Source organism: Bradyrhizobium sp. CCBAU 11361 (genome assembly GCF_028128935.1).
GTDB classification, from domain to species: Bacteria; Pseudomonadota; Alphaproteobacteria; order Rhizobiales; family Xanthobacteraceae; genus Bradyrhizobium; species Bradyrhizobium niftali.
Genome location: NZ_LBJZ01000166.1, coordinates 25599 through 50303, shown reverse-complemented (window position 1 = coordinate 50303; position 24705 = coordinate 25599). Strand labels below are relative to the sequence as shown.

Below are 24705 nucleotides of genomic sequence, written 5' to 3'. Positions count from 1 at the left end.
GGGTTCGCCCTTCGGGCGCCCCGGAATGACGGTGATGAAAGTCACTCCATCACCAGCGCCACGCGCCCGATCGCCTTGCGGTCGATCAACAACCGCATCGCCTGCGCAAAATCCTTGAGCGGCAGGCGGTGCGAGACGTTGGGGCGCAGCTTGCCCTCCTCCGCCCACTGAAGCAGCGCCTTCAGGCGCACCTCGCCGAGCGCAGGATTCTTCCGCACGGCCTCTCCGGCGCGCACGCCGAGCACGCTCGCCCCCTTGATCAGCAGCAGATTGGTCTTGGCCGAGCCGATCCCGCCGGTGAAGCCGATCACCAGCAGCCGCGCGCCCCAGGCGATGCAGCGCATCGAATTCTCGAACACCTCGCCGCCAACCGGATCGAACACCACGTCGGCGCCGCGTCCGTCGGTGATGCGCTTGACGGCATCGCGAAACGGCTCGCGGTCGTAGCGCACGAGATGATCGGCGCCGCGCGCCTTTGCAATCGCGAGCTTCTCGTCGCTGGAGGCGGTCGCGATCACGGTCGCGCCCAGCATCTTGCCCATCTCGACGGCGGCAAGGCCGACGCCGCCACCGGCGCCATGCACGAGCAGAACTTCGCCGGGTTCGACGCGGCCGCGGTCGATCAGCGCGTGATAGGCGGTACCGTGGCCGGCGAGATAGGTCGCAGCCTCAGCATAGTCGAACGTCGACGGCATCGGCGTGAGCTGCGACGGCGCGACAACCGCTTCATCGGTGAAGGCGCCGTGTCGCATCTTCACGATCACCTTGTCGCCGACGGCAACGCCGTTCGCCTCCGTGCCCAATTCGGTCACGTCGCCGGCGGCCTCCATGCCGGGCGTGAACGGCAGCTCCGGCTTGAGCTGATATTCCCCGGCCGCCATCAGCACGTCGGGAAAATTCAGCCCGGCGGCGCGGATCGCGACGCGCACCTCGCCCGGCTTCAGAGCACGCGAGGGAAACTCCTCCAGCCGCAGCGTTTCGGGCGCGCCGAGTTCGCGGCAGACGACAGCGCGCACCATCAGGCCGCGCTCGCCTTGCGGCGCAGCAGCGCTTCGCGGATCAGTGGCAGGCGGTCATTGCCGAAATACATGTCGGTCTTGTCGACGAAGATCGTCGGCGAGCCGAAGCCGCCGCGCACGACGACCTCCTCGGTATTGGCCTTGAGCTGGTCCTTGATCCCCTGCTCCGCGATTCCGGCAAAGAACTTCTGCTCGTCGATGCCAACCGTCTTGCAGATCCCGGCGAGCACCGCGTCCTGCGAGATGTCCTTGTCGCCGCCCCAATAGGCCTCGAACACGGCGGTCGCGAACGGCACCACGTCCTGGCCCAACCAGATGCAGCCGCGCATCGCTTTGACGCTGTTCACCGGGAACACCGTCGGCGGCATCTTGATCGACAGGCCGGCCGAGCGCGCCCAGTCCTGCAGGTCCTTCGTCATGTAGCGCGCCTTCAGCGGCACCGGCATCTCGCGCTGCGCATAGACGCTGGGGTTGACCGTGTTGAAGATGCCGCCGACCAGGATCGGCCGCCAGACGATCTCCGCGCCGAGCTCCCTGGCCAGCGGCTGGATGTTGTGGAAGGCGAGATAGGTCCAGGGGCTGGAACAGTCGAAGAAGAATTCGATCATGGCGTTTCCTTTGTATGTCTGTCATTCCGGGATGCGCCGCAAGACGCAGGCCCGGAATCCATTTCACCGCAGTCACTGCGGCCCGATGGATTCCGGGCTCGCGACTTCGTCGCGCCCCGGAATGACGAGCGCTACTTCTTTCCCAACACTTCCTTCGCACGCTGGCCGAACATGATCTTCCGTGATTCCTCGTCGAACGGCTCCTTGACGAACTTGCCGATCGCAAGCCCCGCCTGCACCTGCGGCCTGGCGCGGACCTCCGCGTACCAGCGTTTCACGTTCGGATGGTCCTCTAACGTAAAGCCCTGCGCCTTGTGGGTCATGGTCCAGGGAAAGCAGGCGATGTCGGCGATGGAATAGTCACCGGCGACATAGGCGCCGGTCTTGCCGAGCTGCCGGTCGAGCACGCCATAGAGTCGCGCCGCCTCGTCGCGGTATCGCTCGATCGCGTAAGGGATCTTCTCGGCCGCATAGAGCGCGAAATGACCGTGCTGGCCGAGCATGGGCCCGAGCCCCGCCATCTGCCACATCACCCACTGGATGGTGGTGGAGCGGCCGCGCAAGTCTCCGGCCAGGAAGCGGCCGGTCTTCTCCGCCAGATAGATCAGGATCGCGCCGGTCTCGAAGGCCGAGAAAGGTGCGCCGCCATCAGCGGGTTCGTGATCGACGATGGCGGGAATGCGGTTGTTCGGACTGATCGCGAGAAACTCGGGGTTGAACTGTTCGCCGGCGCGGATGTTGACGGGCTTCACGCGATAGGGGAGCCCGAGTTCCTCCAGCATGATCGAGATTTTCCAGCCGTTCGGCGTCGGCGCATAATAGAGATCGATCATGACCTTTCCGTTGGCCTTTCCTTTGGGCCTTCCCCGTCGTCGCCGCTGGAATAGAAAGCGACTTTTGTTGTTCTGTACCTTGACGTTAGGACATGGCAGGAAGAGGCGCAACATAACCTGCCGGGAGGGCCGCCATGCTGTTTCCAACCACAATCGCCGGCTCCTTGCCGAAGCCCGAATGGCTCGCCGAGCCCAACATGCTCTGGGCGCCCTGGAAGTCGCAAGGCGATGAGCTGCTCCGCGCCAAGCGCGACGCGACGCTGATCTGGCTGAAGATCCAGGAGGACGCCGGCATCGACATCGTCACCGAGGGCGAGCAGGCCCGCCAGCATTTCGTGCACGGCTTCCTGGAGAAGCTCGACGGCATCGATTTCGCCCACAAGGTCGAGATGGGCATCCGCAAGGACCGCTACAAGGCGATGGTGCCGCAGGTGGTCGCGCCGCTCCGGCTCAAGGGCCGCGTCCATGCTTTTGAGGCGTCCGTCGCGCGTACGCACACCAAGAAGAAGCTGAAATTCACACTGCCCGGCCCGATGACCATCATCGACACGATTGCCGATCGCTACTATGGCGACCGCGTCAAGATGGCCTTTGCGTTCGCCGAACTGCTCAACGAGGAAGCCAAGGCGCTCCAGGCCGACGGCGTCGATCTCGTGCAGTTCGACGAGCCTGCCTTCAATGTCTACATGGACGAGGTCAACGACTGGGGCATCAAGGCGCTGGAGCGCGCCGCGCAAGGCCTGACCTGCGCCACCGCCGTGCACATCTGTTACGGCTACGGCATCAAGGCCAATACCGACTGGAAGGAGACGCTCGGCGCACAGTGGCGGCAATACGAGCAGATCTTCCCCGCGATCGACGCCAGCCCGATCCAGCAGGTCGCGATCGAGTGCCGTAACTCGAAAGTGCCGCTCGACCTGCTCGCGCTGCTCAAGAACAAGATCGTGCAGGCCGGCGTGATCGACGTCGCCAGCGACACGGTGGAGACGGCCGAGGACGTCGTGCAGGTGATCGACGCGGTGTCGAAGTTCGTTCCCAAGAGCAACATCATCGCCACCACCAATTGCGGCATGGCGCCGATGCGGCGCGAGATCGCCGAAGCCAAGCTGATGGCGCTCGGTGCCGGTGCCGCGCTGGCGCGCGAGAAGCTGGGGTAGTTGCGGTGATCCGTTCAGCGATGGTCATCGCTGCACTCGTCGCGACCACGGCATTGGCATGCGCGGAGGACCGCTCCGTGCTCGTCAACTGCAAGGCCATGGTCGAGCGGGCGTCGAAGGATGCGAACATCGCCAGCGAAGAGCTGACCCGCTGCCGCCAGGTGATCCGCGAATGGGCGCTGCGCGATGCGCGGATGACCGTAGATGAAGGGGGTAAGCCGCTGCGCTAGCTGCGCGCTGTCGGATGCAGCACAGGCCGATACCCGGCCATGATCGCGCGCAGCGTGGAAGGCGGAGTCAGCAGCTTTGCGTCGGCGAGTTCGCGGTTAACAGGCGCATAGCCTGCCGGCGACCACAACAGCGCCCTGCCCTGCGCCACCAGAAAACTCTCCTCACCCTGCTGCACCATCGCGCCGTCGGGCAAGTCTGCGAGCGGCATCGGCAGCGCATGCAGCTGCTTCTTGCCGCGATTGAGGCGCTCGCGATGCAGCACGGTGTCGATCGCCTTCGCGCTGACGTCGCTTGCAGCATTCCCCGCTTCCCAGGCGCTGCGAAAGCGTCTGGCATCGTCGCGGCGACAAAAGAAGCACGGCCGATGGCCCGCGGCAAAAGCGGTGGCTTCGTCGAGGAAGAACAGCTCGGTCCAGCTCCGGCGCGCCATCACCGGCCGCCGCCAGCCGCGGAATTCGCAGAGGCACGTGATCCAGGCCGGCGACGACCAGCGCTTCTTCAGCAGCGTCTTCGTCGCGGGATCGTGGATGATGCCGCGATTGCCGGTGAACATGCCGCGGTGCGGGGTGGCGATGATCTCGCCGGCGGGCGTGACGCGGTTTTGCAGGGGCATGGGTGCACGCCCGTCATTGCGAGGAGCGAAGCGACGAAGCAATCCAGACTATTTCCGCGGATGCATTTCTGGATTGCTTCGCTTCGCTCGCAATGACGGCGTCTCTCACGCCGCCCCGTCGCGGAGCGGCGGGTGGTAGGACAGCGCGGTGTCCCAGGGGAAGAAGATCCAGGTGTCCTGCGACACCTCCGTGATGAAGGTGTCCACCAGCGGACGCCCCTTCGGCTTGGCGTAGACGGTGGCGAAATGCGCGTCGGGCAGCATCTCGCGCACCAGCTTGCCGGTCTTGCCGGTGTCGACGAGGTCGTCGACGATCAACAGCCCCTTACCGGTACCGCCGCCGAGCTTCATGGCAGCTTCTGAAATGCCCTTGAGGACCTGGAGGTCGCCCTGCTTGGTGTGGTCGTAGCTGGCGATGCAGACCGTATCGATCACGCGCACGCCGAGTTCGCGCGCGACGATCGCGGCCGGCACCAGGCCGCCGCGGGTGATCGCGATCACCGCGTGGAACGGACCGACCTCGTTGAGCCGCCAGGTCAGCGCCCGGCAATCCCGGTGGAACTGATCCCACGAGACCGGAAAGGCCTTGCCTGCCCGCTCCTGCTCGCTCAGTTCCGGTGCTTCACCGCCCATCGTCCTCTCCTGCCAATCGTCGTCCGGCAGCCTTTCTGCTACCGGGTGATGTTCAATCCTGCCAGCATTTCCTTCACCGCAGCCATCGCCGCCGTCAGCTTATCTGCATCCCGCGAGCGCACGACCAGATTGGTGTTCGGCTTCGAGTCTTCGTCCATGAAGGGATAGCTGCCGATGATGGTGTCGGGATGGGCGGCGGCGATCGCCCGCAAGGGGCTGCCGATGTCGCCCTCCCGCGCATTGGCGCGGACCGATTCGGAGAGCATGCGCACGCCCGATTTCAGCTTGGGCGAGACGATGTCCATCATCGCCTGCATGATCGACGGCACGCCCGCCATGACGATGACATTGCCGATCTTGAAGCCGGGCGCGAGGATGGTCGCGCTCTGGATCAGCTCGGCGCCGTCGGGGATGCGGGCCATGCGCAGGCGGGCCTCGTTGAGGTCCTGCTCGCTCCAGCGTTCGCGGAAACGGGCGACCACCTCGGGGTGGTGGTCGATGCCGACGCCGAACGCCTTGGCGACGCTATCGGCGGTGATGTCGTCATGGGTCGGCCCGATGCCGCCGGTGGTGAAGACGTAATTGTAGCGGTGCCGCAGTGCATCCAATGCGGCGATGATGTCGTCCTCGTCGTCGGAGACGACCCGGACTTCCTTCAGGTCGATACCGATATTGGTCAGATATTCGGCTATGAAGCCGATGTTCTTGTCCTTGGTCCGGCCGGACAGGATTTCGTCCCCGATGACCAGAATGCCCGCCGTGACGATCTCGCTCATGCCTTAAGTCCCTCACCTGTAACGCCGACTTTGCCGAGGTAACGCGTTGAAGTCACGCGGTTTTGCTGCCGAAATAAGCAGTCCTCAGCCATTTTTTCAGGCAAGCTGCCTGCTATCCCCGGTAAATGCTGCCAGTCCATGCTTATCGCGCTGGCCCGGCCCTTGCTACCACCTGAAAGTCATGCACTCTTGCCGCATGGCCAGGACGTTGCGGTCTTCACCAAGGCCTGACGACCTGTGAAATGGCGCAACGCCTTGCGGAGACAAGTCGGGATCTATGGCAGTCGCGTTTGATGAAATGAATATTCCCGGCGGGGACCTTCGCCCCGCCTATCAGGAGCTGGCGCGCTGGCTCAAGGAGACGCCTCCCGAGGCGCTCGAATATCGCCGCCAGGAAGCCGAGCTCCTGTTCCGCCGGATCGGCATCACCTTCGCCGTCTACGGCGATTCGGAATCGACCGAGCGCCTGATCCCCTTCGACGTGATCCCCAGGATCATGTCGGGCAAGGAATGGGCGCTGCTGGAGAGGGGCCTGAAGCAGCGCGTGCGCGCGCTCAACATGTTCCTGCGCGACATCTATCACGGCCGCGACATCCTCCGCGCCGAGGTCGTGCCCGACGATCTGATCTTCCAGAACCCGGTGTTCCGCCCCGAGATGAACGGCCAGCAGGTGCCGCACGACGTCTACGTGCACATCGCCGGCATCGACATCGTCCGGGTCGACGCCGAGGACTTCATCGTGCTGGAGGACAATGCGCGGACGCCCTCGGGCGTGTCCTACATGCTGGAAAACCGCGAGATCATGATGCGGCTGTTTCCGGATCTGTTCGCCCGCCACCGCGTGGCGCCGGTCGAGCGCTATCCGGACGAGCTGCTCGCGGCCCTGCGCTCCGTGGCGCCGCAAAGCGCCTCGGGCGAGCCGACGGTCGCCCTGCTCACGCCGGGCGTCTACAACTCCGCTTACTACGAGCACTCCTTCCTCGCCGACAAGCTCGGCATCGAGCTGGTCGAGGGCCGCGACCTCATCGTCAAGAACAACGAAGTGTTCATGCGGACGACCGAGGGTGTGAAACGAGTCGACGTGATCTATCGCCGCGTCGACGACGATTTCCTCGATCCCCTCACCTTCCGGCCTGACTCCGTGCTTGGCGTGCCCGGGCTGATGTCGGCCTATGCGGCCGGCAACATCACGCTCGCCAACGCGGTCGGCACCGGCATTGCCGACGACAAGGCGATCTACTCCTACATGCCTGACATCGTGAAGTTCTATCTCGGCGAGGAGCCGATCCTGAAGAACGTGCCGACCTGGCGCTGCCGCGAGCCGAAGGACCTCGCCTATGTGCTGGACAATCTCGGCGAGCTCGTCGTCAAGGAAGTGCACGGCTCCGGCGGCTACGGCATGCTGATCGGGCCCGCCGCGACGAAGGCGACCATCGAAGCCTTCCGCGAGAAGCTCAAGCGCGAGCCGGAAGGCTTTATCGCGCAGCCGACGCTGGCGCTCTCGACCTGCCCGACTTGCACGGCCACCGGCCTTGCTCCGCGCCATGTCGACTTGCGGCCGTTCGTGCTCACCGGCAGCAAGAGCACCACGATCGTGCCGGGCGGGCTCACGCGCGTCGCGCTGAAGGAAGGCTCCCTGGTGGTGAATTCGAGCCAGGGCGGCGGCACCAAAGACACCTGGATTTTGGACGAGTAGTCAGATGCTGTCGCGTACCGCCGAAAACCTCTACTGGCTCGCCCGCTACGTCGAACGGGCCGAATATCTCGCGCGCACCATCGATGCGACGCTGCGCGTCACCGCGCTTCCCGCCGCCTATATCGGCAAGACCAACGAATGGGACTCGGCGCTGCTGACCGCTGGCGTCGCCGCAAGCTTCTATCAGACCTACGAGGAAGCCAACGAGCACAACGTCGTCGAATACCTCTCGTTCTCGCCGAACAATCCGTCCTCGATCAGGAACTGCATCGAGGCGGCGCGGCTGAACTCGCGCTCGGTGCGCACCGCGCTCACCAGCGAGATGTGGGACACGATCAACTCGGCCTGGATCGAATTGCAGGAGGTCTGGAACAAAGGCACCTCGACGCGCGAGGATCTCGCCAAGTTCCTGCGCTTCGTGCAGGAGACCTCGCTGCGCTTCGATGGTTCGGCCTACCGGACCATGCTGCGCAACGACGCCTACTGGTTCTCGCGGATGGGCGTGCATCTGGAACGTGCCGATAACACCGCGCGCATTCTCGACGTGAAGTACCACGTGCTGTTGCCCGAGGAAGAGCATGTCGGCGGCCCGCTCGACTTCTACCAGTGGACTTCGATCCTGCGCTCGGTCTCGGCGCTGACCGCCTATCACTGGGTGTATCGCGAGACGCTGAAGCCCTGGCTGATCGCGGATCTCCTGATCCTCAACGACACGCTGCCCCGCTCGCTGGCCAGCTGCTACGGCAACCTCGTGCGCAATCTCGACCAGATCGGCGTCGCCTACGGCCGCCAGGGCCCGGCCCAGCGCCACGCCCGCGGCATCCGCAACCGGCTCGAACACAGCAATATGAACGACATCTTCCAGCACGGGGTGCATGAATTCATTCAGGAATTCATCGCGGACAATTCCAGGCTGGGCGAAATCATCACGAAGCAGTATTTGATCTGATACACGCCGTCATTCCGGGATGGTCCGAAGGACCAGACCCGGAATCTCGAGATTCTCAGGTGCGCAATTGCGCACCATAGTTCGGTGCTGTGCACCGCCCCGGAATGACGCCAGAACAACGGTCCATCATGCGCCTGCGAATCCAGCACACCACCACCTATCGCTACGAGCCGCCGGCCACCAGCGTGATCCAGATCCTGCGCATGACGCCGTGCAGCCATGACGGGCAGTATGTGGCGGAATGGCAGATCGACGTCTCGACCGACACCAAGCTCGACACCCATGAGGACGCCTTCGGCAACGTCACCCATGTGCTGTCCTGCGGCCCTGTCGGCGACATCAAGATCACGGCCGAGGGACTGATCGAAACCCACGACACCGGCGGCGTGCTGCGCGGCGCCGACGAGCGCTTTCCGGCCGGCATGTTCCTGCGCTCGACGGAACTGACCGAAGTCAACCCGGCGATGGCGGCGGTGGCACGCCAGCTGCGCAGCGAGGCAGAGAGCGACACGCTCGGCTTCCTGCATGCGCTGATGAGTGAGATCAGCGACCACATGACGTTCGACGAGGATCCGACCAACAGCGGTACGTCGGCGGCGGAAGCCTTCACGCTCAAGCGCGGCGTCTGCCAGGACTACGCGCATATCTTCATCGCCTGCGCCCGCACCGGCGGCGTGCCGGCCCGCTTCGTCTCCGGCCATTTCCTGCGCTCGGACGGCACGTTGCACCAGGATGCCGGCCATGCCTGGGCGGAGGCCTATGTTCCCGATCTCGGCTGGGTCGGCTTCGATCCCGCCAACAGCATTTGCGCCACCGACGCCCATGTCCGCGTCGCGATCGGGCTCGACTATCTCGGCGCAGCCCCCGTGCGCGGCACCCGCTATGGCGGCGGCACGGAAACGCTGTCTGTGGCCGTCAAGGTCGAGCAGGCCGGCCGCGGCGGGCAATCACAGTCACAGCGGCAGAGCTAGGCATAGCCGCATCTCGCCACGACGTGCTGCCGGCCGACCGCATGAGCCGTGCTACAATCGCAAGGTCACACCCGACCCGCGAGGTACCCATGGCGACCGTAAGGCTGCTTTCGGACGATGAGCTCTCCAGCGAAGCGCGGGCCGTTTTCGACGACATCCGCAAGGTTCGACAGTCGGATTTCGTCAACAATTTCTGGCGCGCGCTGGCGCACGATCCGAAGACGCTGCGGCGGACCTGGGAGAGCATCAAGGAGGTGATGGCGCCGGGGGCGCTCGATCCCAAGGTCAAGGAAATGCTCTATGTCGCGGTTTCGGTGGCGCATGGCTGCAGCTACTGCATCCATTCGCACACTGCCGGCGCACGGGCCAAGGGCATGACCGAGGCCGAATATGGCGAACTGCTCGCCATCGTCGGCATGGCCGCGGAGACGAACCGGCTGGTCACGGCGCTCGGCGTTCCCGTGGACGAGGCGTTTCTCGTCGATGCCGCTGACTGAGGTCAGCAGTCGCGCCCCGGAATGACGCCCTCCCCGCGGGAATCGGGGGTTTCATGCCTCCCCGAAATTGGCTAGTAATTCCGCGCAAACGCGTTCGGGGACTGGAAATGACCTATTGTTGCGGAATCCTGGTTCGGGACGGTCTGGTGATGATCGCCGATACCCGCACCAATGCCGGCCTCGACAACGTCTCGACCTTCCGCAAGCTGCATATCTTCTCCAAGCCCGGCGACCGCATCATGGCGATCGCCAGCGCCGGCAACCTCGCCATCAGCCAGTCGGTGCTGTCCACACTGACCGAAGGCCTCGAGGATCCCAACACGGGCGAGATCGAGACGCTGATGAACGCGCCGACCATGTTCCAGGCCGCCCAGCGCATCGGCCGGGCGATCCGGGCGGTACATGCGACCGAAGGCCCGGCGCTGAAGTCCGAGGACGTCTCGTTCGACGTCTCCTTCCTGTTCGGCGGCCAGATCAAGGGGGCGCGCATGCGCCTGTTCATGGTCTACACCGCCGGCAATTTCATCGAGTGCACCACCGACACGCCCTACTTGCAGATCGGCGAGCACAAATACGGCAAGCCGGTGCTCGACCGCGCCATGCACTACGACGTCGAGCTCTACGAGGCGCTGAAGACCGGCCTGATCTCGATGGACTCGACCATGCGCTCCAACCTCGGCGTCGGCCTGCCGATCGACGTGCTGGTGGTGCGCGCCGACGCCTGCGATGCCGATCTCAACCACCGCATCGAGGCGGGCGAGCCCTATTTCCACGATCTGCGCTCGCGCTGGTCGGCAGCCTTGCGCGCCGCGCATCAGAACATTCCGCGCCCGCCCTACAAGAACGAAAAAGAACCCAAAACCTGACAACTTGAGAGAAAAGGCAGGAAACGATGAGTGAAGCGAAAAAGATCGCAGTGGTGACGGGCGCCGGCACCGGAGTCGGACGCGCGGCCTCGCTGGCGCTGATGAACACCGGCTTCACCGTGGTGCTGGTCGGGCGCCGGCTCGACATGCTCGAGGAGACGGCGAAGCTCGGCCCCGCCGGCAAGAGCCTGTGCGTCACCGCCGATATGACCAAGCCGGACTCGATCGCCGCGCTGTTTGACAAGGTGAAGGCGACCTATGGCCGCCTCGACGTGCTCTTCAACAATGCTGGCATGGGCGCGCCGGCCGTGAACTTCGAGGATCTGAGCCTCGAGCAGTGGCAGGCGGTTGTGAACACCAACCTCACCGGCCCGTTCCTGTGCACCCAGCACGCCTTCCGCATCATGAAGGACCAGACCCCGCGCGGCGGCCGCATCATCAACAACGGCTCGATCTCGGCGCACGCGCCGCGACCGTTCTCGGCGGCCTACACCTCGACCAAGCACGCCATCACCGGCCTCACCAAGGCGAGCAATCTCGACGGCCGCATGTACGACATCGCGGTCGGCCAGGTCGATATCGGCAATGCGGCAACCCCCATGACCGATCGCATGGTCAATGGCCCCGGCGTGCTCCAGCCCGACGGCACCACCAAGCACGAGCCGCGCATGGACGCCAAGGCGGTCGGCGATGCCGTCGCCTACATGGCCGGCCTGCCGCTGGATGCCAACGTGCTGACCATGACGGTGATGGCAACCAAGATGCCGTTCGTCGGACGGGGCTGAGCCAAAAAACGCGAAAACAACCCCATGCACAGTAGGCGGCGTGGGGTTGTGGCCTGCCTTCGGCAAGCGGGGTGAGACAACGTAACCCCCTGCGCCATCTCCACAATCGTCATTGCGAGCGTAGCGAAGCAATCCAGACTGCCGCTGCGGCAGGATTCTGCATTGCTTCGTCGCAAGAGCTCCTCGCAATGACGAGTGGAGAGAGCGAGCCCCTACTCCAAACTCTCCACTCGCCGCAGGCTCGGAAACAGCTTCATCCAGAGCAGCGCGACCGCGACCGTGCAGACGCCGCCGAACACTGCCGCCGGCATCGCACCGAGCAGCGCGGCTGCCACTCCGCTCTCGAACTGGCCGAGCTGGTTGGAGGCGTTGATGAAGAGGAAATTCACCGCGCCGACCCGGCCGCGCATCTCGTCCGGCGTGGACAGCTGCACCAGCGAGAAGCGGATCACGACGCTGATCGTGTCGGCGGCACCGAGGATCGCGAGCGACAGCACCGATAGCCACATCCATGACGACAGCGCGAACACGATAGTCGCGATGCCGAACACGATCACGGCCTGGAACATGCGCAAGCCGACATGCCGCGAGATGGCGTGACGCGCCAGCACCATGGTCATCAGCAGCGCGCCGACCGCGGGCGCGGCGCGCAACACGCCAAGCCCGACCGGACCGGTCTGGAGGACGTCGCGGGCATAGATCGGCAACAGCGCGGTAACGCCGCCGAACAGCACCGCGAACAGGTCGAGCGAGATGGTGCCGAGGATCGCCGGATTGCGCCGGATGAAGCGGACCCCGGCAAAGATGTTGTCCGACCCCGTCCCCTCCCTGGCCACCGCCTGCGGGCGCGGCTGGATGAAGCCTGTCAAGATCATCCCGAGAATCCAGAACAGCAGCATCACGGCATAGGCAAGATGCGGCGCGACCGCGTAGGCAAAACCGCCGAGCGCGGGACCCGTGATGGTCGCGACCTGCCCCGCGCCGCTCGCGACTGCCGTTGCCCGCTGGAGCGAGCCCTGCGGCGCGATCAGCGGCAGCAGCGCCGCGGTGGTCGGGCTTTCGAAGGCGCCGGCGATGCCGAGCACGAAGGTCGCGATGAAGATCTGCACTTCGCTGACGGCACCGAGATAGGTGATGATGGCGAGATAGAGCGCGGTCGCCGCTTCCACGAGCTGGCAGAGCTGGACCACGCGCTTGCGCTCAAAACGGTCGGCGGCGTGGCCGGCGACGAACACCAGCAGCGCGGTGGGCAGGAACTGCACGAGCCCGACCATGCCGAGGTCGAAGGCCGAACCGGTGAGGTCGTAGATCTGCCAGCCGATCGCGACCGCCGCGATCTGGCTGGAAAAGCGCGACAGGCTGCGCGAAAGCAGGAAGAACAGGAAGGCGCGGTGGGAAAGCAGCGCGCCGGCGCTGACCGGCGAATTGGCCGGCAATGGCTGCTCTTCACTTAGCTCCTGACTCACCCTTTTGGACCGTCCGCGCCTGATCGTTACGAGCCCCCGCGTGGCTGACGCGGACCGGCTTGTCAACAGCGGGCGGCTCCGGTGCGCTTCCGGCATTGCCTTTGCAACGCACGCGCGGCCATAATCATGGAGGGTTTGGGGACATCATGCTGCGGCTGCAATCGGCACTCGGCATTTTCGCATTGCTGCTGATCGCGTGGGCGTTGGCAGAGAATCGCCGCGCGGTCTCGCTGCGCCAGGCGGCGATCGGCCTTGTCGTGACCTTCGTCACCGCGGCCGTGCTCCTGAAGCTGCCGGTCGTCGCCCATGCCTTCGGCGCCATCAACGACGCGGTCGGCGCGATCTCCGCGGCCTCGCGCGCCGGCTCCTCCTTCGTGTTCGGCTATATCGGCGGCGGCCCCCTGCCCTTCGACCTGAAGGTGCCCGGCGCCGACTTCATCCTGGCGTTCCAGGCGCTGCCGATCGTCCTGGTCATGAGCGTGCTGACGACGCTGCTGTTCTATTGGCGGGTGCTGCCGCCGATCGTGCGCGGCATGGCCTGGCTCCTCGAGCGCACGCTCGGCGTCGGCGGCGCGGTCGGGCTCTCGACCGCGGCCAACATCTTCCTCGGGATGGTCGAGGCGCCGCTGTTCGTGCGGCCCTATCTGGCGCAGATGACGCGCAGCGAATTGTTCCTGGTGATGACCGGCGGCATGGCCGGCATCGCCGGCACGGTGCTGGTGCTCTATGCGACGCTCCTTGCTCCCCTCATCCCCGACGCCGCGGCGCATTTCGTCATCGCCTCGGTGCTGGGCGCGCCGGCTGCGATCCTCGTCAGCCTGATCATGGTGCCGGAGACATCAGACAAGCGCACCGGCGGCACGCTGGAGGATCCCGAGATGGAGGTCTCCGGCACGATGGATGCGATCGTGAAGGGCACGAGCGCAGGGATTGAGCTGCTGATCAACATCGTCGCGATGCTGCTGGTGCTGGTGGCGCTGGTCTACCTCGTCAACGCCATCCTCGGCCTGTTGCCGAATGTCGCCGGCGCCGCGATCTCGTTGCAGCGCCTGCTTGGCCTCGTCATGGCGCCGGTGTGCTGGCTGATGGGATTGCCCTGGGATCAGGCGGTGACGGCCGGCAGCCTGATGGGCACGAAAACGGTGCTCAACGAACTGATCGCCTATGTCGACCTGTCGAAGCTCGCGCCGGATGTGCTGGACACACGCTCGCGCCTGATCATGCTCTACGCGATGTGCGGCTTCGCCAACTTCGCCAGCCTCGGCATCATGATCGGCGGCTTGGGAGTGATGGCGCCGGAGCGCCGCGAGGAGATCAACGCGCTCGGGCTGAAGTCGATCGTCTCGGGGACGCTGACGACGTGCCTCATGGGGGCGATCGTGGGGGTGTTGGCGTAAGTCTCTCCACCGTCATTCCGGGGCGCGCGTAGCGCGAGCCCGGAATCCATCTGGCCGCAGCACTCGGGGTGAAATGGATTCCGGGCTCGCGCCAAGAGGCGCGCCCCGGAATGACAGCGGAGAACGACAACGCGCGACTGCGCGTCAATCTACGCCTTCAGCTCCACCGTCTTGAACTCCGCCGGCAGGATCACCTCCAGCAGCTCGACGTCATCGGAATAATCCAGGATCATGTGCTTGATCTTCGGCGGCTGGGTCCAGGCGCTGCCTTGCTTCATCAGCGTCTCGCCCTCCCCCTCCATGTAGGTCTTCACCCAGCCCTTGAGGACATAGACCATCTGGAATTCGACGTCGTGGAAGTGAAGCTTTGAGACTTCTGCGGGATTGCAGGGGCCCTGCAGCCGGATCACATGCGCTTGCGCGAGCCCATGGCTCGCATCGGCAATGCCCAGATCGCGATATTTCGCATAAGCGCGCAGGCCATCGGCCTTGAAGTCTTCCTCGCGGTGATGGCTGATCGCGACGCGCTGCCGGGGACGTAGGGGCTTCTTCGGAGCGGTCGTGCGCGCCTTTGCCTTCACCGTCTTGCGCGCCGAGGATCGTGCCGCCGCCTTGGTGCCGCTCCGCTTTTTCGCCGCTGCCTTGGTTGCGGGTCTTGATGCCTTTTGCCTGGCCATTGTCTGCCTCCCTGATCTGAGCCGCGCCCGCCGGACGGGTACAACCCGAAGGCAGACTATCCAGTCCTGGACGAGGCAGCAATCGCGGGTTCGGGCTGGTCACGCGACGACGCGTCGTTCGTAGCTTGTCCGAAGCTGTCGTCGCGAACGGCCGTCGTCTCGTATTCGTTCCCTCGGCGATTTAATCTCGCTGCGAGATTCTGGGGGAATTGATTCATGAGCAACAGCGTAGGTCAGCGTGCATTTCAAAATGCCCGGCTTCGGAAACGGCAGGAGGCCGACGTGCTGCCATTGCTCGGGAACGCCCTCCAGCTGCAAAAGAAAGGGCTTCTCCCCGAGGCCAAGGCGGCCTATCGCCAACTCCTGCAACTCGCGCCCAACCAGTTCATCGCGCTGCATATGCTCGGCGTCCTGGAGTCCGACGCCAAGAGCTATCAGCAGGCTGAGATTCTGCTGAGCCGGGCGGTTGCCGCGGATCCGCGATCTGCCGAAGCTCATATGAGCCTGGGCGTCGCGCTGAACGGGCTACGACGTCACGACGAGGCCTGCGAGAGCCATCGAAGGGCCCTCGCCTTGCGCCCCAACTACGCCCTCGCCCTGTCCAATCTCGGTAACGCAAGCGTGACCCTCGATCTTCAGGAAGCGCTCGCGTGCTACGACAAGGCGCTCGCAATTGACGGAAACCTTGCCGAAGCCCACAACGGCCGGGGTTGGGCGCTCTGCCGTCTGCGCAATTTTGACGAGGCCATCGCAAGCTTGAACCGCGCGCTATCGATCAAGCCTGACTATGCCTCAGCGCTGGCGAACCGCGCCGTCGCATTGCAGGAGCTGCTGCGATTTGACGAAGCCATGGCGGATTGCAATCGGGCGGTCGCCCTGGCACCCGACGACGCGAACGGGTGGCTCTGGCGGGCCAGCGTCTGGCTCCAGATGAAGCAAATGGCCGAAGCATTGCCCGATTGCGAGAAGGCCCTCGCGATCGATCCCGAGTCCGCTCAAGCTCACCTGGTGCTGGGCCTTTGTCTCACCGGACTTGGCCGAGTCGACGAAGCCCTGGCCAGTTTCGACAGGGCTCTTGCCATTACGCCTGACTTCGCGAGCGCAATCTCCAACAAGATCTTCGCACTTGATTTCTTGGGCGATGCCAGCGTTGAGCAGCATCAGCAAGCGCGGCAAGTATGGTGGGATCAGATCGGCGCGAAAGTCGCTTCGGAAGCGGCGAGATCGCACGACAACAGCCGCGATCCGGATCGCCCTCTGGTGCTTGGCTATGTCTCGGCGGACTTCAACGCGCATTCGGCCGCGTTCATCTTCAAGCCGGTCCTGCAATACCATGACCGGGAACAGTTCGAGATTGTGTGCTACTCTTGTTCATCAAAAGCGGATGCGGCGACCGACGAATTTCATAAGATCGCCGATCGCTGGCGCGACGCCTCGCAGTGGAGCGACGAACGCCTCGCCGATCAGATCCGCGCCGATGGCGTCGATATCCTGATCGATCTGTCCGGCCATACCAAAGGAAACCGCCTTGGCGTATTTGCGCTCAAGCCGGCGCCGATCCAGGTGCATGGCTGGGGCCACGGTACCGGCACCGGTCTGCCAACGATCGATTATCTGTTCTCGGACCCGGTCGCGATTCCTGCCGCGGTTCGGCATCTGTTTGCGGAAACCGTTGTCGATCTGCCGTGCTTTGTCACGCTGGAGCCGCTGCCGATCGAGCTTGCGCGGGCGTCAACGCCGGCGACCTCGAACGGCTTCGTCACATTCGGTGTCTTCAACCGCATCAGCAAGATTTCGGACGCGGCCGCGCAGGCCTGGTCCAGGATTCTCGAGCGAGTGCCGGGGTCACGGCTGCTGATCAAGGATCTTGCGCTGGACGATCAACTGGTCCGCGACAATCTGCTGGCACGGCTTGCAACTTGCGGAGTGCCGGCCGAACGCGTCGATCTGCTCGGAACCACCTTGCGAATCGATCATCTGAGATCATTCCATCGCGTCGATATTGCCCTCGACCCGTTCCCGCAGAACGGCGGCGTCAGCACGTTGGAAGCCTTGCAGATGGGCGTGCCCGTGGTGGCGAAGCTCGGGAACAGTCTGCCCAGCCGTGCCGGCGGCTCCATCCTCACCGCGCTTGGCCTGCCGGACTGGGTTACGGACAGCGAGGAGGCATATGTCGACATCGCGGCGAGCCGCGCGGCGCAGGTCGGCGACCTCGACAAATTGCGCCGCGAGCTGCCCGGACAGGTCAGGGCTGCGCCCGCCTGCAACCCGGTCGCCTACGCGCAAGCGGTGGACGAGGCCTATCGCGCGATGTGGAAGCGCTATTGCAGCAGCGACGCCTGATCGCTGCGTCAATGCAGCCTGAACACGCCGTCGACCGCACGTAGCTCGGCCGGCTTGATCAGCTTGGAATGCGCGACGGTGACCGAATAGAGGGGACCGTCGAGCTTCTGCTGCCAGAACGCCAGGAAGTCGGTCAGCGCCGGGAATTTCGGGAAGAGATCGTAGTTCTGCCAGACATAGGTCTGAAGCAGCGAGGGATGATCCGGCATCCGATAGAGAATTTCAGCCGTCGTCAGCCCGTAACCCAGCACCTGTTTCCGGAAGTCGTCGGAAACCACCCCAACCCGCGAGACCATGCCAACCTCCTTTGCAGGAGCGCATTCAGGGGCGGCTTGATCCGGTACGCTGCTTACGAGCCACCCGGTGGAGATGCGCTCACATGAGAGAAATGTGACGCAAACTGATAATCCATCTCAAGCCCAAAAGTTTAACAAGCTGTTGAAATTCAATGCGTTAGCAGCAGAGACGGCTCCGTGCTAATACGGTCCGGCTGACGGTTAACGATGGAAAAGAGATTCTGGCACAGCGCGCTTCCGAGTGCCGATTTTTCTGCTAGAAGCCCTTGCCCCCGCAAAATTCCTGTCCTATTTCAGCTTCGCCTGTGCTAGCACTCGCGGGCACAGACTGCTAACAATCTGAAATCATCAACCCGAGCAATTGCTTAGGAGGACTGCATGAAATTCCGTCCGCTTCACGACCGCGTCGTGGTCAAGCGCATCGACGCAGAAGAGAAGACCGCTGGCGGCATCATCATTCCCGACACTGCCAAGGAAAAGCCCTCCCAGGGCGAAGTCGTCGCCGTCGGCCCCGGTGGCCGCGACGAAGCCGGCAAGCTGATCCCGATCGACCTGAAGGTCGGCGACCGCGTGCTGTTCGGCAAGTGGTCCGGCACCGAGGTCAAGATCGACAGCGTCGATCTGCTGATCATGAAGGAAAGCGACATCATGGGCGTCCTCGACGTCCCCGCTTCCAAGAAGAAGGCGGCCTAAGAGCCCCCTCTCGCCCCCAGCCAAACACCTAAGGAAAAATCCAGATGGCAGCTAAAGAAGTCAAATTCTCGGTTGAAGCGCGCGACAAGATGCTGCGCGGCGTCGACATTCTCGCCAACGCGGTGAAGGTCACGCTCGGTCCGAAGGGCCGCAACGTCGTGCTCGACAAGTCGTTCGGCGCTCCCCGCATCACCAAGGACGGCGTCACCGTCGCCAAGGAGATCGAGCTCGAGGACAAGTTCGAGAACATGGGCGCCCAGATGGTGCGCGAAGTCGCTTCCAAGTCCGCTGACGCGGCCGGCGACGGCACCACCACCGCCACCGTGCTCGCCCAGGCCATCGTGCGTGAAGGCGCCAAGTCGGTTGCCGCCGGCATGAACCCGATGGACCTCAAGCGCGGTATCGACCTCGCGGTCGAAGCCGTCGTTGCGGACCTCGTCAAGAACTCCAAGAAGGTCACCTCGAACGAAGAGATCGCCCAGGTCGGCACCATCTCGGCCAACGGCGACCAGGAGATCGGCAAGTTCCTCTCCGACGCCATGAAGAAGGTCGGCAACGAGGGTGTCATCACCGTCGAGGAAGCCAAGTCGCTCGAGACCGAGCTCGACGTCGTCGAGGGCATGCAGTTCGACCGCGGCTACATCTCGCCCTACTTCGTCACCAACGCCGACAAGATGCGCGTTGAGATGGACGATGCCTACATCCTCATCAACGAGAAGAAGCTCTCCTCGCTGAACGAGCTGCTGCCGCTGCTCGAGGCCGTGGTGCAGACCGGCAAGCCGCTGGTCATCGTCGCCGAGGACGTCGAAGGCGAAGCCCTCGCCACCCTGGTCGTGAACCGCCTCCGTGGCGGCCTGAAGGTCGCGGCCGTCAAGGCTCCGGGCTTCGGCGATCGCCGCAAGGCCATGCTGCAGGACATCGCGATCCTGACCGGCGGCCAGGCGATCTCGGAAGACCTCGGCATCAAGCTCGAGAACGTCACGCTCAACATGCTCGGTCGCGCCAAGAAGGTGATGATCGACAAGGAGAACACCACGATCGTCAACGGCGCCGGCAAGAAGGCCGACATCGAGGCGCGCGTGTCCCAGATCAAGGCGCAGATCGAGGAGACCACCTCGGACTACGACCGTGAGAAGCTCCAGGAGCGTCTCGCCAAGCTCGCTGGCGGCGTCGCGGTGATCCGCGTCGGCGGCGCGACCGAGGTCGAGGTGAAGGAGCGCAAGGATCGCGTTGATGACGCGATGCATGCGACCCGCGCGGCCGTGGAAGAAGGCATCGTCCCGGGCGGCGGCGTCGCCCTGCTCCGTGCCTCCGAGCAGCTCAAGGGCCTGCGCACCAAGAACGACGACCAGAAGACCGGCGTCGAGATCGTGCGCAAGGCGCTGTCGGCTCCCGCTCGCCAGATCGCGATCAACGCCGGTGAAGACGGCTCGGTGATCGTCGGCAAGGTGCTGGAAAACAAGTCGTACGCCTACGGCTTCGACTCCCAGACCGGCGAATACGGCGACCTCGTCAAGAAGGGCATCATTGACCCGACCAAGGTGGTCCGCACCGCGATCCAGAACGCAGCCTCGGTTGCGGCTCTGCTGATCACCACGGAAGCCATGGTCGCCGAGCTGCCCAAGAAGGGCGGCGCCGGCCCCGCGATGCCTCCGGGCGGCGGCATGGGCGGCATGGACTTCTAAGGTCCAACCACCTCAAGGACTACGAAACCCCGGCAGCGATGCCGGGGTTTTTGTTTGTGGCGCAACTCTCTCCACCTCGTCATTCCGGGGCGCGCGAAGCGCGAGCCCGGAATCCATAACCACGAACCTTAGTTGGCTATCCCCGAATAGAGATCATCCCAGTTCGGGTTCTGCTCCTCGATCAGGCGCGCCTTCCAATCCCGTCGCCACTTCTTGAGCTCCTTCTCGCGTGCGATGGCGCTCGCGGGGTCGTCGTAGATCTCGAACAAGACGAGCTTGTCGACGCCGTACTTCGTCGTGAAGCCGGGGACGGCTTTGGTCCTGTGCTAGGCGCACAAGGTCATCGGTCACGCCAATATAGAGCGTGCCGTGCTTCCTGCTTGCGAGGATGTAGACGTAATAGGCCATTCCATCCGCCTGGGGTTATGGATTCCGGGCTCGCGCTTCGCGCGCCCCGGAATGACGAGGTGAGACAGTCGGGCCTCACCACACCTTCCCCATCCGCTCGCCTCGCAACCGGCCGTCTTCGTCGAGCGACCAGAAGATCCGCGTCACCCGGCCGACGAGATGGTCCATCGGGACAAAGCCCATCACCGACATCATGCGGCTGTCGGTGGAGTTGTCGCGGTTGTCGCCGAGCGCAAAGAAATGGCCTGACGGCACCGTGTAGACGCTGGTGTTGTCGAGGTAGCCGTTGTCGACGCAATCGTAGGTCAGATAGCTCGCGCCGTTCGGCAGCGTCTCGCGCCAGCGCTTGACCTTCGCGCCGGGCTCGAGCCCGCAGGTGGAGGCGCCAGGCACGCTCGCAAGCGCAACGCGGGTCACCGGCCTGTCGTTGAGGACGAGCCGGCCGTCGCGCATCTGGACCCGATCGCCCGGCAGCGCCACCACACGCTTGACGTAGTCCACCGAGGCGTCCTTCGCCGTGCGAAACACGACGACGTCGCCGTAGTCGGGATCGGCGGCATGGAAACGGCCCGAGATCCAGGACGGCGCGAAAGGAAACGAATAGCGGTCGTAGCCGTAGGCCGATTTCGCGGCAAAGACGTAATCGCCCACCAACAGCGTCGGCGCCATCGAATTGGAGGGGATGTTGAACGGCTGGTACAGGAAGAAGCGAAACAGGAACGGCGGCGACCACAGCACCGGGACCAGCAGGATCAGGATGACGATCGCCTTCCATTCCCGCGATTGCGCCGAGGGGCGGATCGTTTGCTCAAGAGTGGTCATGGGCCTGCCCTGATCAAGACCGTGATCGTCATCGCGAGATTACGCAACCGTTGCGGGCGCGCAATCCCCTCGCAGGATTTTGGTCGCACCGGCCCGCTTGCGCGTTCACCGCAAGCGAGGACAACGGAGATATGAAGGGCCGCCCGTGGGCGGCCCTTCTGCTTCACGCGCTCTCGGGCGCCTTGAGGCGCACGAGCCGGGTCAGGAGAGCATCGAGGCCCTCGCCGTTGCCGGCGTGGAGGTCGATGCGGCCGACCTTCTCGACCAGCCGCTCCAGCGACTCCAGCTCCTTGAGCCGCAGCAGCAGGGGGTTCTCCTCCATCAGGCGGGCGGTGTTCAGGAGCGAACGCGTCGCCGCGGTCTCCTCCTGCCGACGGATCAGGTTCGCCTTCGCAACCCGCTCCGCCTCCACCACCTTGTTCACCAGCTCCCGGATCTCGCCGGGCAGGATCACGTCCTTGACGCCGAGATCGGTCACCTCGACGCCGGACTCCGCGAGGCGTGCGCGCACATAGTCGCGCAGCTCCGCATCCAGCGCCGCCTTTGCAGACAGCACCTCGTCCAGCGTCCGGCCCGCAATCGCCTCGCGGATCGCGAACTGCACCAGGCGGTACAGCCACGCATCCACGTCCGGCACGGTCGCAACCGTGCGCTCGGGATCGACGATCCGGCGGAACGCCGTCAGCGTCACCCGCAGCGCGATGCGGTCCTTGGTCAGCATCTCCTGCGCGGTGATCTCGACCGCCTGGGGCCGCAGGTCGAGGCGCTTCACCTCGATCTTGCGGCCGACGGTCCAGAAGGCGTGCCGGCCGGGCGCAAGCCGCTCCACGAGCCGACCCTCGACATAGAGCAGGCCCGCCTCGTGGTTCTCGACCACCGCTTCCATCACGACGGTCGAGCGGTTGCGCTCGATCATGGTCAGGTGGCGCGCGCCGACACGGGGATCAGCGGACACATCGATGCGCTCGACATCGATGCGGGTCGCGACCTTCCAGTAGACGCGCACCTGCCAGGGCGTCATCAGATGCACGGGCCGGCCGTCGAGGCTGACGATGGCGATCTCGTCCGCCTTGGTCTCGACCGCCTCGAACAGCTCGGCGGCAAGATCGGGCCGCGCGGCCTTCAGCACCGCGTAGCGATCCGCAGGGAATTCGCTGCGGACCACGTCGAGCACCTCGGCCTTCAGCTCGTGCAGGGGATCGAACAGGCGATGCTTGCCGGGCGCGAGCACGCGCACGAGCTGCCCGTTGCGCCCGAGCAACGCACGCTCGCCATCCTTCACCGTCACGTTCAGCATCAGCAAGTGCCAGGTCTTTTCAGAAGTCATGACACGCCTCCTTCGTTTGCGCCCGGCCGGATGCCGAACAACAGGTTTCGTTTGCAAAGGACGTGAGGACGCGGACGACGCTTCCCGGGAAATCGGCGGGCCGGGGCTTGAGCTTGCATGACGACGGGCGCACGCGCGCGATCGCTCGACGCGTGTCGAGCGGTCATGCGGAGCCACCCGGCATCAGCGCAAGCGGTATCTACCCGCGGCGCAAAGCCGGTCTCACAGTGTCTAGGTTCGGACGGAAAGCCTTTCGGCAAAACGGCCGGACTGCGACTGAAGCGCGCGTCCGGTCCTCGTCAGAGGTATCAGCTTTTCAGGCTGAAACGGAGCGCTGGAGCGGGATTCGAACCCGCGACAGGATGATTAACAGTCATCTGCTCTACCTAACTGAGCTATCCCTTGTGCAAGAGACCGGAATCGAACCGATGCCTTCGGGTGCAACCCGACGCTCTCCATGAGCTACGTCCTGCGGTTTTCTTCGTTCGGCGGAACACGAGACCGGAAACCGGATCGCGCCAGTCGGGATCTCAACGAGCCCGAACCCATGGCCTAGCGAAGGAGCGGGCTAATAGACGAAGCACGTTCGGGGTGCAAGGGGGTGACGCAAGATTTTTTATTCGTCATTCCGGGGCGCGGCGAAGCCGCGAGCCCGGAATCCATAACCACAGCTCTAACTGGAGATACCGTTGTAGAGATCATCCCAGTTTGGATTTTGCTCATCGATCAATCGCGTCTTCCAATCGCGCCGCCATTTCTTGAGCTCTTTCTCTCGGGCAATTGCATTTGCCGGGTCATCGAAAATCTCAAACAGAACCAGCTTGTCGACCCCGTATCGCTTAGTGAATCCCGGGACGACCTTGGTCTTGTGCTCGTGGACGCGTCGCACAAGGTCACTCGTTACGCCAATGTACAGCGTGCCGTATTTCTTACTTGCCAGGATGTAGACGTAGTACGCCATTCCATCTGCCTGTGGTTATGGATTCCGGGCTCGGCGCTTCGCGCCGCCCCGGAATGACGACCAGATGTTAGGGGCAAGTGGAAACTAGTTCAACCAAACGATGTGCAACCAAATGTGCCATCGCGAGATCGACGCCTAACGTCAACTGCGCGACATCTCCTGGAAACTCGCCCTCACCCAGTCGATCGTCACGCGCGTTGCGGCGTCGCGCTTGAGGTGGTTTTGCACGAGCAGCCAGACGTCGCGCCGCTTCGGCAGCAGCGTGGCACGCAGGCGGCGATCGCCGAGCAAGTCCGCGCAACTATACTCCGGCAACACGCCGGCGGCCTGATGCGCGCGGATCAGATTACGGATGACGCGAACGTTGTCGGTGACGCAGCGCGCGCGAGCTTTCTTCGTGCGCAGAAATTGCATCTCGGGAATGGCACCGAGTTCGTCCGGATAGGCGCACAGCAGCGGCTCGCCCTCGGTCGTAGCAGGCTCGAAATAATAGAGCTTGACGTCGCCGAGCCTGGAGATCGCGAAGTCGCCCTTGTCGGGTTTGCGCAGCCGGATGGCGAGATCGGCCTCCCAGCGCGAGAACTTGACGTTCTCGCTCGAGGTGAGGAATTGCAGCGTCAGGCCGGGATTGGCGCGCAGGAAGTCGCTCGCGCGCGGCGACAGCACCTCCTCGGCGACCGTGTTGGTGGAGGCGATGCGCAGGCGCCCCACCGGACCTGCCAGGCTCTCGCCGACGCGACCGATCTCGGCGGCATGTGCGGCCATCGCCTCGACATGCGCCAGCACCGCCTCGCAACTCCGCGTCGGCCTGCGGACGCCGTCGGCGGCCTCGAACAGACGCAAACCGAGCGCACGTTCGATGCGCGACAGCCTGCGCCCGACCGTCGTCTCGTCGATGCGCAGCCGCGCGCTGGCACCGGCGTAGGTGCCCTCGTCCCTGACGGCAGCGATGATGCGCAGATCGTCCCAGTTCATCGTGCGAGGTTATACCGGCCG

25 protein-coding genes, 2 tRNA genes and 1 pseudogene are annotated in these 24705 nt (G+C 64.3%); 12 read left to right on the top strand and 16 right to left on the bottom strand.

All coding sequences use genetic code 11. The annotated features are described in order from the left end of the window. Positions 1-41: 41 nt before the first annotated feature. The 3 genes from XI08_RS16905 to XI08_RS16895 all read right to left on the bottom strand — a co-directional run bounded on the left by XI08_RS16905 (position 42) and on the right by XI08_RS16895 (position 2460). Positions 42-1019, bottom strand: coding sequence for an NADPH:quinone oxidoreductase family protein (locus XI08_RS16905; RefSeq protein ID WP_271575258.1), 978 nt, complete (start codon positions 1017-1019; stop codon positions 42-44). After that, entirely contained in the window at positions 1019-1627 is a 609-nt protein-coding gene (locus XI08_RS16900; RefSeq protein ID WP_271575257.1) for a 2-hydroxychromene-2-carboxylate isomerase, read from the bottom strand. The genes XI08_RS16905 and XI08_RS16900 overlap by 1 nt, the downstream gene beginning before the upstream one ends. A gap of 131 nt (positions 1628-1758) precedes the next feature. Then, positions 1759-2460 carry a glutathione S-transferase N-terminal domain-containing protein gene (locus XI08_RS16895; RefSeq protein WP_271575256.1) on the bottom strand — a complete coding sequence of 234 codons (702 nt, stop codon included), beginning with the start codon at positions 2458-2460 and terminating at the stop codon, positions 1759-1761. A gap of 134 nt (positions 2461-2594) precedes the next feature. Here XI08_RS16895 and XI08_RS16890 point away from each other — a divergent pair, with 134 nt between their 5' ends. Further along, positions 2595-3617, top strand: coding sequence for a methionine synthase (locus tag XI08_RS16890; protein WP_271575255.1), 1023 nt, complete (start codon positions 2595-2597; stop codon positions 3615-3617). Between the two features lie 5 nt (positions 3618-3622). Beyond that, positions 3623-3847, top strand: a complete 225-nt coding sequence (locus XI08_RS16885; RefSeq protein WP_271575254.1) for a hypothetical protein — start codon at positions 3623-3625, stop codon at positions 3845-3847. Here the strand turns inward: XI08_RS16885 and XI08_RS16880 are convergent. The 3 genes from XI08_RS16880 to XI08_RS16870 form a co-directional block, all read right to left on the bottom strand. Then, entirely contained in the window at positions 3844-4461 is a 618-nt protein-coding gene (locus XI08_RS16880; protein WP_271575253.1) for a hypothetical protein, read from the bottom strand. The two genes, XI08_RS16885 and XI08_RS16880, sit on opposite strands and share 4 nt — an antisense overlap. Before the next feature lie 105 nt (positions 4462-4566). Continuing rightward, the gene (gene gpt / locus XI08_RS16875) at positions 4567-5094 is read right to left on the bottom strand and encodes a xanthine phosphoribosyltransferase (RefSeq protein WP_027547023.1); all 528 of its coding nucleotides are present in this window, start codon (positions 5092-5094) and stop codon (positions 4567-4569) included. 38 nt (positions 5095-5132) lie between these two features. Continuing rightward, a complete protein-coding gene (locus tag XI08_RS16870) occupies positions 5133-5870 on the bottom strand; it encodes a competence/damage-inducible protein A (RefSeq protein WP_271575252.1) in 738 nt (245 codons plus the stop codon). 277 nt (positions 5871-6147) lie between these two features. Between XI08_RS16870 and XI08_RS16865 the strand changes: the two genes are divergently transcribed. The 6 genes from XI08_RS16865 to XI08_RS16840 all read left to right on the top strand — a co-directional run bounded on the left by XI08_RS16865 (position 6148) and on the right by XI08_RS16840 (position 11634). Further along, on the top strand, positions 6148-7566 hold the full coding sequence (locus tag XI08_RS16865) for a circularly permuted type 2 ATP-grasp protein (protein WP_092191572.1): 1419 nt from the start codon (positions 6148-6150) through the stop codon (positions 7564-7566). Between the two features lie 4 nt (positions 7567-7570). Next, a complete protein-coding gene (locus tag XI08_RS16860) occupies positions 7571-8515 on the top strand; it encodes an alpha-E domain-containing protein (protein WP_027547020.1) in 945 nt (314 codons plus the stop codon). A 128-nt stretch (positions 8516-8643) separates the two neighbouring features. Then, positions 8644-9486 (top strand): transglutaminase family protein, encoded by an 843-nt coding sequence (locus XI08_RS16855; RefSeq protein WP_271575251.1) that lies wholly within the window; start codon positions 8644-8646, stop codon positions 9484-9486. 89 nt (positions 9487-9575) lie between these two features. Further along, the gene (locus XI08_RS16850) at positions 9576-9983 is read left to right on the top strand and encodes a carboxymuconolactone decarboxylase family protein (protein WP_271575250.1); all 408 of its coding nucleotides are present in this window, start codon (positions 9576-9578) and stop codon (positions 9981-9983) included. A gap of 107 nt (positions 9984-10090) precedes the next feature. Further along, positions 10091-10849 (top strand): proteasome-type protease, encoded by a 759-nt coding sequence (locus XI08_RS16845; protein ID WP_011088363.1) that lies wholly within the window; start codon positions 10091-10093, stop codon positions 10847-10849. Between the two features lie 26 nt (positions 10850-10875). Next, positions 10876-11634 carry an SDR family oxidoreductase gene (locus tag XI08_RS16840; protein WP_027547017.1) on the top strand — a complete coding sequence of 253 codons (759 nt, stop codon included), beginning with the start codon at positions 10876-10878 and terminating at the stop codon, positions 11632-11634. 212 nt (positions 11635-11846) lie between these two features. Here XI08_RS16840 and XI08_RS16835 read toward each other — a convergent pair whose 3' ends face one another. Further along, entirely contained in the window at positions 11847-13070 is a 1224-nt protein-coding gene (locus tag XI08_RS16835) for an MFS transporter (RefSeq protein WP_442869833.1), read from the bottom strand. A gap of 176 nt (positions 13071-13246) precedes the next feature. Here XI08_RS16835 and XI08_RS16830 point away from each other — a divergent pair, with 176 nt between their 5' ends. Next, on the top strand, positions 13247-14497 hold the full coding sequence (locus XI08_RS16830) for a NupC/NupG family nucleoside CNT transporter (RefSeq protein ID WP_271575248.1): 1251 nt from the start codon (positions 13247-13249) through the stop codon (positions 14495-14497). A gap of 149 nt (positions 14498-14646) precedes the next feature. On the opposite strand, the gene XI08_RS16825 is transcribed toward XI08_RS16830, so the two are convergent. Continuing rightward, positions 14647-15174, bottom strand: a complete 528-nt coding sequence (locus XI08_RS16825) for a cupin domain-containing protein (RefSeq protein WP_271575247.1) — start codon at positions 15172-15174, stop codon at positions 14647-14649. 216 nt (positions 15175-15390) lie between these two features. Between XI08_RS16825 and XI08_RS16820 the strand changes: the two genes are divergently transcribed. After that, the gene (locus XI08_RS16820) at positions 15391-17517 is read left to right on the top strand and encodes an O-linked N-acetylglucosamine transferase, SPINDLY family protein (protein ID WP_333927539.1); all 2127 of its coding nucleotides are present in this window, start codon (positions 15391-15393) and stop codon (positions 17515-17517) included. An 8-nt stretch (positions 17518-17525) separates the two neighbouring features. Here XI08_RS16820 and XI08_RS16815 read toward each other — a convergent pair whose 3' ends face one another. Then, entirely contained in the window at positions 17526-17813 is a 288-nt protein-coding gene (locus XI08_RS16815; protein ID WP_011088370.1) for an usg protein, read from the bottom strand. Between the two features lie 378 nt (positions 17814-18191). Between XI08_RS16815 and XI08_RS16810 the strand changes: the two genes are divergently transcribed. Both XI08_RS16810 and groL read left to right on the top strand, forming a co-directional pair. Further along, on the top strand, positions 18192-18506 hold the full coding sequence (locus XI08_RS16810; protein ID WP_011088371.1) for a co-chaperone GroES: 315 nt from the start codon (positions 18192-18194) through the stop codon (positions 18504-18506). Positions 18507-18550: 44 nt separating this feature from the next. Continuing rightward, entirely contained in the window at positions 18551-20191 is a 1641-nt protein-coding gene (gene groL / locus XI08_RS16805; RefSeq protein WP_135174232.1) for a chaperonin GroEL, read from the top strand. Between the two features lie 128 nt (positions 20192-20319). On the opposite strand, the pseudogene XI08_RS16800 reads toward groL, so the two are convergent. The 7 genes and pseudogenes from XI08_RS16800 to XI08_RS16770 all read right to left on the bottom strand — a co-directional run bounded on the left by XI08_RS16800 (position 20320) and on the right by XI08_RS16770 (position 24684). Then, positions 20320-20599: pseudogene (locus XI08_RS16800) on the bottom strand (GIY-YIG nuclease family protein). A gap of 75 nt (positions 20600-20674) precedes the next feature. Next, the gene (lepB, locus tag XI08_RS16795) at positions 20675-21421 is read right to left on the bottom strand and encodes a signal peptidase I (RefSeq protein WP_271575245.1); all 747 of its coding nucleotides are present in this window, start codon (positions 21419-21421) and stop codon (positions 20675-20677) included. Positions 21422-21584: 163 nt separating this feature from the next. Continuing rightward, positions 21585-22748: a slipin family protein gene (locus XI08_RS16790; RefSeq protein WP_271575244.1), complete on the bottom strand. Its 1164-nt coding sequence runs from the start codon at positions 22746-22748 to the stop codon at positions 21585-21587. 335 nt (positions 22749-23083) lie between these two features. Next, positions 23084-23149, bottom strand: a tRNA-Asn gene (locus XI08_RS16785). Between the two features lie 4 nt (positions 23150-23153). After that, positions 23154-23221, bottom strand: a tRNA-Ala gene (locus XI08_RS16780). Positions 23222-23421: 200 nt separating this feature from the next. Beyond that, complete coding sequence (locus tag XI08_RS16775; RefSeq protein WP_271575243.1) at positions 23422-23709, bottom strand: GIY-YIG nuclease family protein; 288 nt, start codon at positions 23707-23709, stop codon at positions 23422-23424. A gap of 141 nt (positions 23710-23850) precedes the next feature. Then, positions 23851-24684 (bottom strand): LysR family transcriptional regulator, encoded by an 834-nt coding sequence (locus tag XI08_RS16770; RefSeq protein ID WP_271575242.1) that lies wholly within the window; start codon positions 24682-24684, stop codon positions 23851-23853. Between the last annotated feature and the right edge of the window lie 21 nt (positions 24685-24705).

Bases quoted from the DNA above. Each gene is read 5' to 3' on its own strand.
- XI08_RS16905 (WP_271575258.1), bottom strand. From the start codon at position 1,019: ATGGTGCGCGCTGTCGTCTGCCGCGAACTCGGCGCGCCCGAAACGCTG.
- XI08_RS16900 (WP_271575257.1), bottom strand. From the start codon at position 1,627: ATGATCGAATTCTTCTTCGACTGTTCCAGCCCCTGGACCTATCTCGCC.
- XI08_RS16895 (WP_271575256.1), bottom strand. From the start codon at position 2,460: ATGATCGATCTCTATTATGCGCCGACGCCGAACGGCTGGAAAATCTCG.
- XI08_RS16890 (WP_271575255.1), top strand. From the start codon at position 2,595: ATGCTGTTTCCAACCACAATCGCCGGCTCCTTGCCGAAGCCCGAATGG.
- XI08_RS16880 (WP_271575253.1), bottom strand. From the start codon at position 4,461: ATGCCCCTGCAAAACCGCGTCACGCCCGCCGGCGAGATCATCGCCACC.
- gpt (WP_027547023.1), bottom strand. From the start codon at position 5,094: ATGGGCGGTGAAGCACCGGAACTGAGCGAGCAGGAGCGGGCAGGCAAG.
- XI08_RS16870 (WP_271575252.1), bottom strand. From the start codon at position 5,870: ATGAGCGAGATCGTCACGGCGGGCATTCTGGTCATCGGGGACGAAATC.
- XI08_RS16865 (WP_092191572.1), top strand. From the start codon at position 6,148: ATGGCAGTCGCGTTTGATGAAATGAATATTCCCGGCGGGGACCTTCGC.
- XI08_RS16860 (WP_027547020.1), top strand. From the start codon at position 7,571: ATGCTGTCGCGTACCGCCGAAAACCTCTACTGGCTCGCCCGCTACGTC.
- XI08_RS16855 (WP_271575251.1), top strand. From the start codon at position 8,644: ATGCGCCTGCGAATCCAGCACACCACCACCTATCGCTACGAGCCGCCG.
- XI08_RS16850 (WP_271575250.1), top strand. From the start codon at position 9,576: ATGGCGACCGTAAGGCTGCTTTCGGACGATGAGCTCTCCAGCGAAGCG.
- XI08_RS16845 (WP_011088363.1), top strand. From the start codon at position 10,091: ATGACCTATTGTTGCGGAATCCTGGTTCGGGACGGTCTGGTGATGATC.
- XI08_RS16840 (WP_027547017.1), top strand. From the start codon at position 10,876: ATGAGTGAAGCGAAAAAGATCGCAGTGGTGACGGGCGCCGGCACCGGA.
- XI08_RS16830 (WP_271575248.1), top strand. From the start codon at position 13,247: ATGCTGCGGCTGCAATCGGCACTCGGCATTTTCGCATTGCTGCTGATC.
- XI08_RS16825 (WP_271575247.1), bottom strand. From the start codon at position 15,174: ATGGCCAGGCAAAAGGCATCAAGACCCGCAACCAAGGCAGCGGCGAAA.
- XI08_RS16820 (WP_333927539.1), top strand. From the start codon at position 15,391: ATGAGCAACAGCGTAGGTCAGCGTGCATTTCAAAATGCCCGGCTTCGG.
- XI08_RS16815 (WP_011088370.1), bottom strand. From the start codon at position 17,813: ATGGTCTCGCGGGTTGGGGTGGTTTCCGACGACTTCCGGAAACAGGTG.
- XI08_RS16810 (WP_011088371.1), top strand. From the start codon at position 18,192: ATGAAATTCCGTCCGCTTCACGACCGCGTCGTGGTCAAGCGCATCGAC.
- groL (WP_135174232.1), top strand. From the start codon at position 18,551: ATGGCAGCTAAAGAAGTCAAATTCTCGGTTGAAGCGCGCGACAAGATG.
- lepB (WP_271575245.1), bottom strand. From the start codon at position 21,421: ATGACCACTCTTGAGCAAACGATCCGCCCCTCGGCGCAATCGCGGGAA.
- XI08_RS16790 (WP_271575244.1), bottom strand. From the start codon at position 22,748: ATGACTTCTGAAAAGACCTGGCACTTGCTGATGCTGAACGTGACGGTG.
- XI08_RS16775 (WP_271575243.1), bottom strand. From the start codon at position 23,709: ATGGCGTACTACGTCTACATCCTGGCAAGTAAGAAATACGGCACGCTG.
- XI08_RS16770 (WP_271575242.1), bottom strand. From the start codon at position 24,684: ATGAACTGGGACGATCTGCGCATCATCGCTGCCGTCAGGGACGAGGGC.